This is a genomic window from Marinobacter nanhaiticus D15-8W, assembly GCF_036511935.1.
In the GTDB taxonomy this organism is placed as follows: domain Bacteria; phylum Pseudomonadota; class Gammaproteobacteria; order Pseudomonadales; family Oleiphilaceae; genus Marinobacter_A; species Marinobacter_A nanhaiticus.
This window is the reverse complement of the sequence record NZ_AP028878.1, coordinates 596,418-612,292: the sequence shown is the minus strand read 5'-3', so window position 1 is coordinate 612,292 and position 15,875 is coordinate 596,418. Positions and strand designations below refer to the sequence as shown.

At 58.5% G+C, this 15,875-nt stretch carries 13 protein-coding genes; 5 read left to right on the top strand and 8 right to left on the bottom strand.

What is annotated here, in order from left to right:
• The first annotated feature begins 240 nt into the window (after positions 1-240).
• The 5 genes from RE428_RS02705 (at position 241) to RE428_RS02685 (ending at position 6,391) form a co-directional block, all read left to right on the top strand.
• A complete protein-coding gene (locus RE428_RS02705) occupies positions 241-1,701 on the top strand; it encodes an undecaprenyl-phosphate glucose phosphotransferase (RefSeq protein ID WP_004579077.1) in 1,461 nt (486 codons plus the stop codon).
• Positions 1,702-1,772: 71 nt separating this feature from the next.
• A complete protein-coding gene (locus RE428_RS02700; RefSeq protein WP_004579078.1) occupies positions 1,773-3,056 on the top strand; it encodes a UDP-N-acetylglucosamine 1-carboxyvinyltransferase in 1,284 nt (427 codons plus the stop codon).
• A 6-nt stretch (positions 3,057-3,062) separates the two neighbouring features.
• Positions 3,063-4,079, top strand: a complete 1,017-nt coding sequence (gene murB / locus RE428_RS02695) for a UDP-N-acetylmuramate dehydrogenase (protein WP_004579079.1) — start codon at positions 3,063-3,065, stop codon at positions 4,077-4,079.
• 28 nt (positions 4,080-4,107) lie between these two features.
• A complete protein-coding gene (locus RE428_RS02690) occupies positions 4,108-5,100 on the top strand; it encodes a glycosyltransferase (RefSeq protein WP_004579080.1) in 993 nt (330 codons plus the stop codon).
• Positions 5,101-5,233: 133 nt separating this feature from the next.
• Positions 5,234-6,391, top strand: coding sequence for a porin family protein (locus tag RE428_RS02685; RefSeq protein WP_004579081.1), 1,158 nt, complete (start codon positions 5,234-5,236; stop codon positions 6,389-6,391).
• Positions 6,392-6,469: 78 nt separating this feature from the next.
• Here the strand turns inward: RE428_RS02685 and RE428_RS02680 are convergent, their stop codons facing one another.
• The 8 genes from RE428_RS02680 to epsF all read right to left on the bottom strand — a co-directional run bounded on the left by RE428_RS02680 (position 6,470) and on the right by epsF (position 15,870).
• Positions 6,470-7,960, bottom strand: coding sequence for a lipopolysaccharide biosynthesis protein (locus RE428_RS02680; protein WP_004579082.1), 1,491 nt, complete (start codon positions 7,958-7,960; stop codon positions 6,470-6,472).
• A gap of 97 nt (positions 7,961-8,057) precedes the next feature.
• On the bottom strand, positions 8,058-8,819 hold the full coding sequence (locus RE428_RS02675) for a WecB/TagA/CpsF family glycosyltransferase (protein ID WP_004579083.1): 762 nt from the start codon (positions 8,817-8,819) through the stop codon (positions 8,058-8,060).
• On the bottom strand, positions 8,816-9,994 hold the full coding sequence (locus RE428_RS02670; protein ID WP_040882281.1) for a GumK N-terminal domain-containing glycosyltransferase: 1,179 nt from the start codon (positions 9,992-9,994) through the stop codon (positions 8,816-8,818). The genes RE428_RS02675 and RE428_RS02670 overlap by 4 nt, the downstream gene beginning before the upstream one ends.
• A gap of 44 nt (positions 9,995-10,038) precedes the next feature.
• Positions 10,039-11,157, bottom strand: a complete 1,119-nt coding sequence (locus tag RE428_RS02665) for a glycoside hydrolase family 5 protein (protein ID WP_004579085.1) — start codon at positions 11,155-11,157, stop codon at positions 10,039-10,041.
• 2 nt (positions 11,158-11,159) lie between these two features.
• A complete protein-coding gene (locus RE428_RS02660) occupies positions 11,160-12,278 on the bottom strand; it encodes a glycosyltransferase family 4 protein (RefSeq protein WP_004579086.1) in 1,119 nt (372 codons plus the stop codon).
• Positions 12,278-13,420, bottom strand: a complete 1,143-nt coding sequence (locus RE428_RS02655; protein WP_154660720.1) for a polysaccharide biosynthesis protein GumE — start codon at positions 13,418-13,420, stop codon at positions 12,278-12,280. Before RE428_RS02655 ends, RE428_RS02660 begins: the two co-directional genes overlap by 1 nt.
• 183 nt (positions 13,421-13,603) lie before the next feature.
• Entirely contained in the window at positions 13,604-14,494 is an 891-nt protein-coding gene (locus RE428_RS02650; RefSeq protein ID WP_004579088.1) for a polysaccharide biosynthesis tyrosine autokinase, read from the bottom strand.
• 17 nt (positions 14,495-14,511) lie between these two features.
• Positions 14,512-15,870, bottom strand: coding sequence for a chain length determinant protein EpsF (epsF, locus tag RE428_RS02645; protein WP_004579089.1), 1,359 nt, complete (start codon positions 15,868-15,870; stop codon positions 14,512-14,514).
• Positions 15,871-15,875 lie beyond the last annotated feature (5 nt).

Here is a 15,875-nt window from a genome sequence, read left to right as displayed (position 1 = left end):
AAATGAATTAAAAATAATATTAATAGAAGCATTAAACTTAAAACACAAATAATGAAATAACACTGAATTTCGCGAAACTATCAAACTCCTGCAACAGAGCGCACCGAAACTGGGCAACAGGGCTTATTTAGTACACCCCTGAAACACTGCTTTTTCCTAAGGTTTTGTTTTGTTGAAAATATTTTTTTGGCAGGTTGCTTGCATTATCTCATGAGCAGCTTTCGGCAAAGGAGTGTGCCAGTGGACTGGAATTCGGCTACAGAGGACAGCATTCGAGCCGCGTCGGCGTTTTCGCCTGTGCTCAAACGACCCAAACGTTTATTGCAGAACCACGATAATCTTCTTCACTACATCCAGATCGGCCTGAGTATCGTCATCTCCGTTGCGGTGATGTTTGCTCTGGCGTGGTGGCGGGATGGCGGCGTTATCCTTGAACACTATCGGACATTGGCGCTGATTGCCGGCCTGCTGATCCTGGTGGTCTACGAGTGGCGCGGCGTGTTCCGACGCTTCTCCGGCCGCATAGACACCTGCCTGCGTCTGGCCCGGTCATGGCTGCTGGTCGTGGCGCTCACCGTGGTCGCCACCTTCGTGACAAAGACCGGTGAGGACTTCTCCCGCATGGTCATTATCAGCTGGGCAGCCGCCGGTTACCTCGCCCAGGTGCTGGCCTACCAGATTTCCTTCAAGCTTTCCGAACGTTATCGCTACACCCGGCGGCAGCCCATTCGGGCCGTGGTACTCGGTTCCTACTGGCTGGCGGAACACCTGGTGGAAAGCATTACCAGCAATGCCTGGATGCCGGACCGTGTTATCGGTGTGGTGGACGACAACAAGGAAGGTCTCGACCGCTGGGTCCGCGACCCCGTGCCCTACCTGGGTGACTTCGACGAACTGCTGCAGATTCTGCAGTCGAACAACATCACCCGGGTCTACATTGCCCTACCTATCACCTGTTCGGCGACGATCGAAGAAGCCTGTCGCAAGCTGGCCGACGTACCCGTGGATGTGGTCTGGGTGCCGGATATCTTTGCCATGCGGCTACTCAACCACTCGGTCAAGGAACTCAACGGCCTGCCGCTGATCTCGCTTTCGGAAAGCCCTTTGGTCTCCCAATCCCAGGCGCTGGCCAAGAGCATGATCGACAAGACCGTCGCCCTGCTGGCGCTGACGCTGTTGAGCCCGCTGATGATCGCGATCGCCTACCTGGTGTGGCAGTCCTCGCCCGGCCCGGTGATCTTCAAGCAGAAGCGCCATGGCTGGGATGGAAAGGTGATCGAAGTGTGGAAATTCCGATCGATGTACATGCACTTCGACAAGCGGGTGAAACAGGCCACCCAGAATGACGACCGTATCACCCGGATAGGCCGCTTCATCCGCCGCACCAGCATCGACGAGCTGCCACAGCTGTTCAATGTGCTGCAGGGGACCATGTCCCTCGTCGGGCCCCGCCCTCACGCGATCGAACACAACGACCTCTACACCAACAAGATCCAGTCCTACATGCTGCGCCACCGGATCAAGCCGGGGATGACCGGGCTGGCCCAGGTCAACGGCCTGCGCGGCGAGACGGATACCCTGGAAAAGATGCTGCGCCGGGTGGAACTCGACCTGGAGTACATCAACACCTGGTCCATCTGGTCCGACATCAAGATCCTCATAAAGACGCCCTTCTCGCTGTTCTCCAAAACAGCCTATTGATGTGGCACATGCATTGGCCTTGGATGCCCGAGCGGCACAGGCTCCCAGGAATTCCAAACCAAGGAGAAGGAATGTCCATGAAATACGACATGATTGTTGAAGGCGGCCAGGTTCCTTCGGGCAAGGTCAAGGTCAGCGGGGCGAAGAACTCTGCCACACGTTTGCTGGCGGCCTCCATGCTGGCTGAAGAGCCCGTGCGTATCCGTAACTTCCCCACCCAGTTGGTGGATGTCGTGGAGAAGATCCGCTTCATGCGGGAACTGGGCGCCAAGGTCGAGGCCGACGATGAGCGAGAGTTCGTGGAGATAAGGACACCGAGCCTGTCCTATGAATCCATCGACAACTATGACCTTCCTATCAGAACCACCTACCTGCTAACCGCCAGCCAGATCGTGCGCAATGGTACCGCACGCATCCCTTATCCGGGCGGTTGCAAGATCGGCTCACGCGGCTATGACCTGCATATGATGGTCTGGAAAGACCTGGGGTGCGACGTCAAGGAAGAAGCCGACTACATTGAAATCAACGGTTCGTTCAAAGGCGGGGCAATCGACTTCCCTATTTCCACTGTCGGGGGTACCGAAAATGCTCTGATGTGCGCCTCGGTGGCGACCGGCACCACTGAGATCCGCAACGCCTATATCACTCCTGAAGTCGAGGACCTGATCGACATGCTGGGCCAGATGGGCGCCCACATCGAGAACTATGGCAACAGCCTGATTCGGGTGAAAGGCGTGGGAGGCCCCATGCGCGGTGCATCCTTTGCCGTCATGCCCGACCGGATAGAGGCGCTTACCTGGATTGTTTTCGCAGCGATGACCGGCGGCAACGTGTTCGTCGAGGGCGTGCCGTTCAAACACATGAAGGTCCCATTATTGCACCTGGAAGAAGCGGGGATCGATCTTTACCGCAATTCGGACTCGGTGTTCATATCCGGCGAATGTATTCGCCAGGGTATTCAACCGTTCGAGCTCGCGTGCGGGACCCACCCGGGCGTTATCTCTGACATGCAGTCCTTCTATGTGCTGTTGGGTATGAAAGCCAACGGCATCTCCCGCACATTTGATTACCGTTATCCCGAGCGCATCGCCTACGCCCGCGAACTGAGCCGCTTCAGCGAAGACGCCATCTCGTGTGAGCCGGGCAAGATCACGACGCACGGTATCGCCAGGCTGAAAGGCGCTGACGTGTCCTCCACCGACCTGCGCGGTAGCATGGCCCTCGTGATGGCCGCCTTCTGCGCCGATGGCCAGAGCCGGATCAAGGATGTGCATATGGCGATGCGAGGCTATAACGGCCTTATCGACAAGCTCAAGACCCTGGGCGTTCACGCGTCGCTGATCGAAGCAGAGTAGCGGCGCATGGAGACGATTGCCCAAGCATCATCTGACTTGAGGTCTGCGGTGGCTACCCTGCAGTCGATCCTGCCCGGCGCTGTCCATGAACAGGTGGACCTGTCGGCCCTCAGCCGATGGCGTGTCGGAGGAGTAGCAGACTGCATCGTGGCGCCACGAACGGTGGATGAAGTCCGCAAGCTAATGACCTTTGTCAACGAAGCCGGCCTTCCGTACGTGGTGATCGGTTCCAGCTCGAATCTCATGTTTGCGGACGAAGGGCTGCGGGTTCTCGGCATCCATTTTGGTGCCGCGTTCGCCTCGATGCGTATCGATGGCGACAGCGTCTGGAGCCAGGCCGGCGTATGGGTACCCGAGTTCGCTCGTCAGGTCGCCCGGGCCGGACTTACTGGTGCCGAACATGTGTGCGGTATACCGGGTACCCTGGGCGGTTTGATCTACATGAATGGCGGCAGCCAGCGTAAGGGCATTGGCGACAATATCGTTGAAGTCACGACGATGACGCCCGAGGGCGAATTACGGTACTACGACCAATCGTCGTGTACCTTTGCCTACCGTGCGTCGCGCTTCCAGGGCACCCACGAAATCATCCTCGAAGCCCGCTTTCAGTTCGACCACTCAGGTGAGTCAGAAGCGATACGCCGGTCGATGCTTACCATCCTGCGCCAACGCCGACAGAAATTCCCCCGCAAACTGCCAAACTGCGGGTCCGTGTTCGTGAGCAACCCTGCCATGTATGACGAGTATGGTCCGCCTGGCGCGGTCATCGAAAAGTGTGGGCTAAAAGGCATGAAGCACGGCGGCGCACAGATCTCCCCCCTGCATGCCAATTTCATCGTCAACAACGGCAAGGCCACGGCCAGCGATCTCCTCTATCTCATCAACAAGGTTCGGGATACCGTCAAACAGCACACGGGCTACGACATGCCAGCCGAAGTCAGGTACCTGACACCGGAGGGCGAGCTCACCCCGGCCCACCTGAAAGCCGAGCAGATGTTCCAGCAAGCGGCCTTCGGCCACTGATCAACAGGCACTAAAAGAGAACGCAGATATGGCGCACGTTTCAGTCGTCTCGGTGTTTTACAACCGTTCAAAATGGGTCAAGGAAACAGCCGAGAGTTTGCAGAACCAGACCTATGACGACTACGAGATCCTGTTGGTGGACGATGGCTCGACTGACGACACGCTCGAACAGCTCAAACAGTTCGAGGATCACCGGACGCGTGTCATTACGGCTCCGAACCAGGGCTTCGTCAACGCGATCAACAATGCAATCGACCAGGCGTCCGGCGACTATATTGCGATCCATGGGAGCGGCGATACCGCCTTGCCCGACCGGCTACGACTGCAAAGCCAGCTTCTGGACACGCGGCCGGATGTCGGTGTCGTCGGCTGTCACTCCGAGATTGTGACACTGCAAAGCAGCCGTCCGCCTTTCGTCACGGGTTCATCCTTTGACGGCGACGCGCGGGAACATTTGCTCAAGCACAATCCCTTTCACCATGGCGAAGTCATGTTCCGCCGCGATCTCTTCTACAAAGTAGGCAAGTACCGGCCGTTCTTCGTATGCGCCCAGGACCGGGACCTCTGGTGCCGCCTGAGTTACCATACGAAGTTCGTGGTACTGGACGATGTGCTCTATCGCAAGTATGCCAAGATGCCCGGCTCCGTCTCAGCCGATCCGCATCGTCTTTTGCTGCAACGCTACCTGTCGGATTTCGCGGTCTTTTGCCACAGCGAATGCCTGGACGGTCGCACCGATCCCCTGGACCGCTACGGACTCCAGGGCGCATTGACCAAACCGCCCAGCCGCGAACTGTCCAAGTCCCTCTTCCTGATCGGCAGCCGCTTTGCCGCCGATGGCGACCTCGACAACGCCAGGACCTTTTACCGGCATGCCTACCAGGAGTCTGGCTATCTACCCGCCCGTGTGTTGCTGTTCGTGTCCCAGTCCCTGCCCCAGCTCCTCCTCTGGGCCAGTACGACGTACAGGCGCCTGCTACGGCTCACCCAGAAACGGACGGCGGCGGATAGCAAACCCTAGGGCGTGTCGATAGGCACCCTCCAGGGTGTTGTTGCCAAACGCACGCCGACATCATTTTTTCACGTTTTCGGGCCGCCCCCGGCTATCGCACATCACGAGCGTTCGCCGGGGTACCTCAACAATAAGGGTCAGAATGAGATCTCATACGTTTTCGCAGCTCACACTTCTTCTCTGTTGCGCGACCCAGGCGGTTGCAGCCACGGATGTCGAAGAGGACAACTTCAATGTGAATGCAGGCCTCAACCATACCTGGGACAGCAACTATAACCGGGAGCCCGGTTCATCCTCCGAGCAGATTACCCGCGGCAGTGTGGGCGCGGCTTACAACAAGACGTTCAGTCGTCAAACGCTGAGCGCCAGCGTAGGGGCGGCGCGCTATCGGCATAAACGGCGTGACTTTCTCGACGCCTCCCTCTACAGGGGGGGCTTGGGTTGGAATGGTTTCATAGGTTCACGTCTCAAATTCGATCTGGGCTGGGACTACCGGGACCGCCTCGCCGAACGTATCGACTTTGTAGGCAAGGACATTATCAACCGGGACGAAAAGCGCGCCACACTGAAATACCAGGTCTACACCGGCTGGGCATTGGTCGGTGGCGTCCGGGACGCGGAGCAGACGCACTCCAACGATGATCGCGAATCCCTCGATTACGAGGAGCAGGACTACAACGCGGGCATCCAGTTCCAGTCCGGCCGCGGGTCGACCGTGACGCTGCGATACACCGATGGCGAGCGCAACTATCTCAACCAGGAAAGTGGCGGGTTGCCCGAAGTCGACGAGAATCTCGACTACGACTACCAGCGTGTTGCGTTCGAAACTGAATGGCAGATGACCGGCAAAACCATGCTGACGGGCAACATCGGCTACTTCAATCGGGACGGTGAGGTCAACACGGACTCGGGCCTGGAAACCAGCATCCAGACCGACTGGCAAGCCACCGAAAAAACCGCATTCATGTTTCTGTACGGCTATGAACAACCCGCCGTCGGGGAAGATTCCACCAACCCCAGTGAAGTGAATCGTGTCGCGCTATCGATGACCTGGGACTGGACCGCAAAGATTACCCTGGAAACCGGCGTGCGGGCAGCATTCCAGGAGTTCGACGATAGTTTTGGTCGAACGCCGAGGGATGAAGAGCTCTACAGCTGGACCCCTTTGATCCTGGACTATGCTTTCACCGACACCATCAGCGTCCGCTTCAATAGCAACTGGCAGCAACGGGATTCCCCCATCGACGACCGCAACTACACCGCACGGATATTCTCGTTGGGCCTTGTGGGCAACTTCTAGAAGTCCACTGGAGCGCCTTCCCCGGACGGGCTGTGCCACGCCACCCTCCGGGACCTGCCCTTTTCCATTTATGTGTTGTCAGGTCGTGCCCAGCAACCGCTGAAGAACCTGAGCCACGGGTTTGACCTTCGCCGGCAACATGTCTGCACCTTCGTCGAGGAAGTTGCTCGTCTCCTGTTTGAAGGCCGTGGCCATCAGCAACAGGTAGAAAACGATACCGGCCAGGCACATCATGGGCACGCTGAAATAGGTGGGCACATCGCCCGGCACGGCCATGCCGACGCCCATAACCAGCAACATCATCATTATCGAAGCAGTGAATGCAGGCCCTACAGCCTTCAGCACACCCATAGGACTCTGCCCCATCATTCGCCTGAACAGCCTCAGGTAGAACACCAGTACGATGTAATTACGGGCGGAAAAACCGACTGCGGCGGCGGTTAATCCCAGAGGTACGGTGCTCAGACCCAACACACCGTTTATGGCCAGCATAACACCCGCAAGGTTCATCACTTGGCGCGAATGGCCCTTTGCCGTCAGTGCATCCTTGATGTGAAACCCGACCACCATTGGCGGGATGCCCAATGCGAGAATGGTCATGAGTTGCCCGCTGGTCTCCCATTTCTGCCCAAAGACGAGCACGATGAAATCCGGTGCAATGGCCGCGGCACCGAAAAAGATGGGAAAGGTCATATAGGCACTCATGCGGATAACCCGCATGGTTGCGTGAGCCATGGTTGGCGTATCGGGCAGGCGCGACAGGGCCGACAGCAGGGTGTGCTCGAAGGGTTTGAGAACAATGTCCTGCAGGATGTAGAGGGCGCGGCCACCCACTTTGAATAATCCCAAAGCGGCCGGACCAATGAGGATACCGACAAGCAGTTCGTAAACCTTCGAACTCACCGTTCCCATAAGCTGCGCGGCCAGCAAAGGCGACGAAAAGCGCATCAGTTTCCTCGCATGGCCCGCCGAGAAGGTAAGACTCGGACGCCATCGGGCCATCCAGATGGTTGTCAAAGAGACCAACCCGAGATTGACCACCTGCTGCGCCACCAGTGCCCAGACGCCATACCCGGCAAATGCCATGTAGACCCCGACCACGCCTGAAATCAGGCTACTGAAAACGGTTCGGGCGGCGATGATACGGAAGGCAAAGCTGCGCTTCAGCTTACCCTCGTGTACGGCCTTCACTCCCTCCAGGAACAGGAGCAGGCATAACACCTGCAGGATGGGGCCGGCGGCAGGATCATAGAAAGCCTCCACCAGCGGTACGCCGATGAAATAGAACAATGCCGCCGTCAGGGTGGCAAAAATCAGGTTCAGGTAGAAGCAGGTTGAGGCGAAGGTCTCGCCGCATTCCGGATCCTGCACGATCGCCTTGCCCAGGCCGGCATTGGCAATCAGCTTACCGATGTCTACCAGTATCAGGGTGAAGGCAACCAACCCAATCTCCGCCGGGGTCAGCAGCCGTGAAATCACAACAAAGACGACAAAGCTTGTAATACTGGTGCCCGTAGCACCGATACTCATCCATATCGTGCTGTACCCCAGCCGCTTTTTCAGATCCATGGTTCCCTTACCATCAACAAGACTGACCTTCCCACGTGCCCATCAAACATTCCCTAAGCTTGGTTTAGGGCAAAAGAAACCGACTCTGCCGTCAGTTTCACCCCGACGGCCTCTCAAGCTTGGCAGGGCGGTGGCGACTACAGCGCGCTAGGAAGATCAGCATGTCGAGGGTATAACGGCGTAACAGCCGGGTCGGTTCGAGGCTCAGGCGGTATGCCCACTCCAGGCGCATACGGCGGATCAACAACGGTGCCCGCGGCTTATCTCCCGCCAGGAAGTCCAGCAACGCGCCGACACCTATCAGCAACCGGGCATCAAGCCTGTCGCGATGCTCCAGGATCCATTGTTCCTGCAGCGGGTTACCCATGGCCACCAACACCACGTTCGCGCCTGACGCATTCATTTCACCGATGATCGCGTCGCTATCCCGGTTGTAGCCGTCGCACGTGCCGACCACCTGCACGTTCGATTCACGCAGCTTTTCGGCGGCCTGCTCGGCAATACCGGGCTTGCTGCCATAGAGAAAGACACGCCAGGGCTGATCGCTGGAGTTTGCATTTTCAGCCAGCAGGGCCGGCGTAAAATCCGTGCCGTTAAGGTTCTCGGGGTAGCGGCGACGGTGCACCAGCCAACTGGCAAGATCCATTGCGATGCCGTCATTCACCATGATCACATCGGGCCCGTTCAACGCGTCCCGAATGGGTTCGCACTTATTGATCAGGTTACTGTTGACGTAAAACAGCGCGACCTGCCTGCCTGCATCGACATCTGTATAGATCCTCTGGACCAGGCCATCAAAGGTCAGCGCCTTCACGTTTAGCCCGCCTAACGGGAGCATCTCATCACCTACCGCGGTCATATCGGGGCTCCTTCCCGGATGCGTGTATCGTCATAGTCCTGTGGCTGCAGGACACGGTCGGTAACGGCCTTCCAGTCCAGGTGCTTGCGTGACGACCGATGGGGCGCATCCAATGCCTGCAGGATTGCCTTCTCAATCGACGCATCGTCCCCGGGCGTATAGCCGATCCGGGTGTCGTAATCACCCACCACGGCCCAGGGACAAACCGCGGGCAACTCGAGAAAGTCGTACTGGATCAGCTTCATCGACGTATCCGCGAGGTAGTCGGGTACCTGGGAGGATCGATAGGGGGCTATGCCGAAGGTGGCGTGCTTGAGATAGCGAATCGTGTCCCGGTGCGGCATTTCGTCGTAGACCGTCACGTTGGCCCCGTATTCCTCCCGCGCCGGTTGACCACAGCCGATAATATGGAAATGGATATCAGGAAAGCGTTTGGACGCGTAGATAAAGAAGTCCGGGTCAAACAACATCGACCCCACCGACACTGCATGCGTGCCGGAACCGTAGGGCGACTCTCCTGCCGCCTCGACCAGGGAGTGGTCGATACCATGCGGGATAAAACAGAGATTGGGCCCAGAAGGCATCGCTTTAGCCAGGGCCTTCGACGGCAGACGAATGGTGGTCATTTGCGGTGCGATACGCTGGAAGGTGCGCTTCACATAGTCCGCGACATTGATGGTGTCCAGATCATCAGAGGCGATATAGACCGTCTCGGCCGACGGGTTGATGCGCTTGGCAAGGTCGAAGAAGATCGGCGCGATGCCGCTCTCGAAGATGATCACATCAGCTTCGGCCATCCACTGGCGCAGGGTCTTGCCGGCGGCGCCAACGTACCAGCTAAACATCACGCTCTCGGCAGGTCGCAGCAACGGTCTGCGCGTATTGATGGGATGAAGCAGGGTCTTCCAGAGGAAGCAGTCCACCCCCTCATGCTGCTCGACCCGGTTTGCCTGAGCGTCCAGCGACAGCCGTGGGTCACCGGTATAACGAGACAGGCGGCTATAACGCAGGGAAAAGAATCGCGCGCGTCCCCGGCGTGCCAGTTCCTCGGTAATAAAGTGAATGTTGGCCTTTCGCGGCGAACGATAATCGTGGGCAGACAGCACCAGATAGGTGGGCCGGCTGTCATCGACCCCAGCGGCCCGCGCATCCCCCACATCTTGTCCTTCAGGCATACGCCTCGCCATCGTCGTCATTACCTCGTCCTTCCTTTGCGTCATCAGTTGCCATCCACCTCTAGGTCCTGGGGTGGCATCGGACAGTCCGTTCGACCGCCTTCAGGGCATCTGTTCGCCTCCAGGAAAGGTTCGACCACATCCATTTGCGCCGAGTCCTGACCATCCTGAGGTGCGATGGACAGGAAGTAGTCACCCCACCAGGCGCCACCGGCCCAGTAGGTCCAGCCACGCCAGACGTTGGTGTTACCCATCAGGCTGAGCATGCGCTCCAGGGAAGCCAGGCACTGCTCGGACGCCGGCACGCCGAACTCGCCCAGGAAAAGCTGCTGGCCGTTGGTCTGCGCCCACTGCTCGATGGACTCGAACATCGGGTTGAAATGGTCGGGCGGATGACAGACTTCCTTGGTGCCGGAATAGTACTCGTCGGCGTACTGATGGACCTCGAGAACCGTACGATCAAGGGGGTCTCGCAAGTCGGCGAACGCCTGGGCATTACTAGTTCCGGAAAACGTCTTATTCCACTCGTGAACGCCGCTCCAGCGGCCTCCTGCAACAAATATCAACTGCTTGGCCTGTGCATCACGAAGCGCTGTGACCGTGCTTTGTGCAATGTCGCTCCAGGTGGCGATTTCGAGTTTGAACGGCTCATTCATCAGATCGAGCGCGAGATACTCGGGATCACCCAGCTCGTCCGCAATCTTGAGCCAGAGGTCATGAAAGGCATCCACGGGGACGTCTGACGACCCGATGGGATTGCCGTTATACAGACCGTAGTTATGGATATCGAGGATGAGGCAGATCCCCCTGTCCCTGGCCAGGCCGAGCGTCTTGCTGATTGCGTTCATCTCCTGGTCGTTCAGTTCGGCGTATAGCTCACGCTGCACGCGTTCCCAACGGACCGGCAGACGAATCGCGTTCACGCCCTTTTTCGCGTAGTAGTCGATTTCGCTGGCACTGGGGTAGGTGTAGTCCTGGTACATCACTCCAGGACGCTTCTTGCTATTGAATTCGGCGCCGGCGAGATTGACGCCGCGCAGGTTACCAGCGTCCAGGCACGCCGCTGCAGCCTGCCCCACGCTGGCCAATAAGGTCAGTCCAGCCAGGAGTGCGAGCGCGCCGCGACGCCGGTTCGTCTGCGTTTTCCGTGCTTGCCCATCCATAGTCAGCCATCCAGTTGTCGGTAAATGTCGAAGTAATCATTGGCGATGCGATGCCAGCTGTAGCGATCGGCAAAGGCCATCGCATGACGACGGCGCTCGGCAGCGGCCGCTTGCCCCTGATCATGCAATTCAAGAAGGTTCCGGGCTCCGTCGCCAGGTCGGGAGCGCTCCACGATCAGGCCGATATGGCTCTCGTCCACCAGTCGCTGGAACGGGGGAATGCCGTTCAGAACCGGTGTAAGGCCAGCGCTCATGGCCTCGATCGCCGCAAGACCGAATCCCTCGTGGCGGGACAGGCACAGGAAATAGCTGGCCTCGCCTATCAATGCCCGCAGGCGCTCGTTGGTTGGGTTGGGCTCGATCCGGACAGCATCCGCCTGCCCGCGTTCAGCGGCCGCCTTTTGCAATGCCTGTATCGAATAGTCGTATTCGCGCCCCGCAACGATCAGTGTCCAGCCCGGGTCCCTTTCGTTGAGCGCCTGGACGAAGTCAAGCGATTCCATCAGGCCCTTGTTGGACGACCACCGCCCAAAGTAGATCAGCGTCTTGCGCAGGTCGGGACTGGCGCTCTGGGCATATTTTGCAGTATCCACACCGTTCTCGATCACCTTCAGACGCGAAGGCGTGACCACCTGCCGAAACATCTGGCCGTCATTCTCGCTGGTGGCAATGATGCGTTCGTAGGCAGTGGACGATGCGCGTGTAATCGTCTGGAACCAAAGTTGTTTGAGCCGGCTGGCAAAGTCGGTGTGAAAAAAACCACCATGGGTCGAGAGCAACAGCGGACGGCGATGGATCCACTTGGTCGCCGCGAGAAAGTCGTAGAAGAAGTCGACGCCATGCACATGGACGGCGTCTGCCTTGCGGATTTCCTGCAGGATGCGTGGACACACCGGATAGCGGGTCGAGCCGAAGTACGGCAAACGCGTCACCTGGATGCCGTCGATCTCCTCCTCTTTGGGCAAGGCGTTTTCACCCTGTCGAAAAAGCCGGTCCAGGGTAATAACGCGCGGCTGCACCCCGGTCTGGGCCAGTTGGTTGACCGCAATGTTGCGAACGACATCCTCCATACCGCCAATCGAAGGCAGGTACTGACGAACGACATGGGTAACATTGACCATCAGGCACGAACCCCTTTCTTACCGGGAGCCGGAGCAACCACAGGCAACCTCCTTTTCAACGATTTCTCGGACGTTTCCGGCAAGCGGGCCGGGTCCCGCATTACGATGCCAAACAGGAACCAGACAACCCCCGCCGTCTTGAGGGCAAACAGCGAGCTGCCGCTGACGCAGAGAATGAGCGAGGCATAGACGCCGATATAACAGCGGAAGCGGCGAGCCTGGTCGTCCGGCGCAGGAATCAGCCAGAACACGAACCAAAGCACCATGACCAGCACCAGACCGAACTTGGAGAAGGAATAGGCGTAGCCCTGGTCCGGGAAGCCCCCGTTGTGGCCGAAGCCGAGCAGATTCGCCACGTTGAACTCGACCAGGCTGCGACCGCTGGAGGCAAGCCGTCCGATATAGTCGTCGCCGTAGACGCCGTTCCAGAACATCCCGATCGCCACCAGCATCGCCAGTATGCCGATCGGCATGAGGAACGGCAGGTAGTTGGCCCATCCCACCAGGGCGAAACGGGCAAACAGGAGGAAGGACACGCTCAGCAGGGCGAAGCGGGAGTCGGCCAGCACGATCAATACCACCGCGGCGCCCACGAAGATGAGCGTGTCACGCAGCTGGCTCTTGTCCTTGGCCAGCCCCCAGGCCGCAACAATCGTTGCGAAGTTGCCCAGCGATACGGGTTCGAGAAAGACCGAAGACACGCGATGACTGTCCAGCAACCCGGGTAGCAGCGTGCGGCCGATGCCTGGCGGACGGATACCATTCATCTGCAGGCGGCTGTCCCGCTGATACTCGGTTATCTCTTCCAGGCTACCCGTACTGACGTAGTAGGAGAAGATATTGAAAATCCGGGTATAGACATCCAGCGCCAGCAGTTCAAAAAAAGCGAAGAACAGCACCACCCCGACAATAATCCTGAGCGCCTTGTCGGCCTGAGCCGGGCTTCCAACGTTTCGACCCGCCCAGTAAAAGCACAGGGGAATCAGCAAATCTCGGAAAGCCTTGAGATCCAACCCTCCGCGCAACAACGCCTGCAGGCAAAGGAAGGCGCCGCTGAATGCCGCGAGGATCATCACACCCGGCAGGACTCTCGGTATCAGGAGCGGCAGGCAGGCCACCAGGATGAGGAACTCGGAGGCCATTATCATTGCCCTGGAAACGGGAAAGCCGAACGTATTTAGCGCGCACAAAGCCGCCTGATAAAACACAGTCGCGCCGACCACCAGAAGGATCAGCTGCAACTGCCTGGATTCATTAACGGCTTTCTGAAGCAATCGAATCCCTCCGACGCCAATCGCCGATCCTCATGGCCGACGACTAGCGGTTTACTGAGAAAGCGTTACGCCCAACAGTTCGACGCCCACTTCCTGCAGGCGACGACTGGCCACATCGAGACGGCGCATCGAAGTAACATGCTCTTTGGCGACGATCAGGGCCGCTCCAGCGCGGTTGGCTACCAGTTGTGCATCCAGGCTGGTACCCAGGGAGGGTGTGTTGACGAGCACCACATCGAACTGCTCCGCGAGCTTGGCCGTCAGGGTGCGGTAGCGCTTATTGGCCAGCAGTTCCTGTGGGTTGGGTGCTGGCGTACCCGCGTTAAGGAGCCAGAGCGATTCCAAAGGAGAGCATAACTGCGGTCGAAAGTTGGCTCGCGAGGCCAGGATGTCCGACAGACCATGGCGGTTGGGCAGCCCGAACAGGCCGTGAAGCGAGGGCTGTCGCAGGTTGCAGTCCACAAGCAGTGTCCGAGCGCCCAGCTGGGAAAATACGATCGCAAGGTTGGCGACCAGCTTTCCCCCTTCATCGGCGCCGTCGATGCTGACCAGCGGCAGAATACGCTTCTCCGGCCGATCGAAATAACGCAACATCAGTTCGCTGCGTAGCCCACGTAATGCTTCCGCCCTCGGGCTCTGCGGACGCAGGGCGGCGGTCAGCGAGCGATCGAGATCCGTGTTTGACAATGGCGCAACCGGATACGAAAACTGCTCTGCCAACGCCATCCTGACATCGTCAGGGGTCACCAGGCGCAGGGCCACGGCGGCCTCACCGAACCGGAGACCTCGCTCCTCCTGAAGCCTGGCCACACGGTCGACATCATCCGCCGATAATTTGCCGTTTTCATAGAGCAGCCGCCCGATCTGGCCACTCTTGGCCAAAGCGCGCGAGGTCGTTGACGCGTCGTTACTACCAACGACAGGCGGGGCATATTCGGTCATCCTTTTACCTCCTCGGCTTATGCCCAGCGTTTGCGTTCATTAGGCAGGTACGCCAGTACAGGGAGCCCCAGCATCTCTTCCAGATCAGCACGGCCACGAACCCTGCGATTGAAGAGTTCAAGCATCAACGCCAACCCGATCCCGGCGAGTACGCCAAGAGCCGCCGCAATGACCAGGTTGAGTTTAACGTTTGGTCCCGACGGCAGAGAGGGCGCAATCGCTTCGTTCAGCACGGCGATATTCGACTCTGCCAGACGACTTTCCAGACGATTTGCAGAGGCCTGGTTAGCCGCCGCGCGGTAGGCTTCCTGCGCGGTGGACACCTCCTGCTGCAGAAAAGCGAGCTCGTCCCGTTGGGAGGTTAACTCAAGAACCTTCTGCTTCTGCTCGGCCACGGCCTGAGCCAGTTCCTTTTCGCGGCTTGAGGACAACGCAGCCTCGGATTCGATGCTATTGCCGACGACTGCCGTCTCTTCGGCGATGCGCGAGCGCAAGGTGAGCACCTCTGCCCGCGCCTGGATGTATTGGGGATGGTTTACGCCGAGACTGGTGGACAATTCCTCAAGGTTAGCCTCTGCTGCGGCGAGGTCCGAACGAAGCTGCTGCAAGACGGGGTTGTTCAATACGTCTGAACTCGCCCTTCGCCAGTTCTCGCTTTGACTGTTGTTCTGACGGGCCTGATCCTGCAGACGCTGCCCCTGGGCGGCAACCAGCATAGAAGACAACTCACGCAGGCGGCTGTTTTCTACATCGAGACGCTCGTCGACGGCGACGATACCGTGTTCCTTCTGGTAAGAGGACAACGACTGACGAGCCTCCTGCAGGTTACCGCGCAATACGTCCAACTGCCCGTCATACCATTCGGTGAATCGACGCGCTGGTTCGGTACGCAGTTCGAGACTGGCGTGGATATATGCTCCTGCGACGGCATTGGCCAGCATGGCGGCGAATTCAGGACTCTCGCTATCGACGCTTATCTTGACGACACTGCTATCGCTTCCCGGCGATGCCTTTACGTTTTGCATGACATAGCCGGCGACCAGCTGCTCAGGCTCATTCTGGGCTAGCGCCTCCTCGCTGAACTGTTGCCGCGCCAACGCCTTTTCCTCGTCGCTCAGCAACGACCACACGCGGTTGGCCACGTTGCGGCTGGTGATGACGTTGACCTGGGTCGCCAGGTAGCCTTTGTCAGCAGGCAGGTACTGACCGCTTAGGGGGTCCTTGGGTTTGTCATCGATAATGAGTTCGGTCGATGCCGTGTAGCTTTTCGGCAGCATGACGGAAATCGCCAACGCCGCCGCAACGCAGAGTGCAAAGCAAACGAAGATAAGCTTCCACCGGGCCAGTAGAACGCGGAAAAAAGTATCGAAGGTCATGGGTT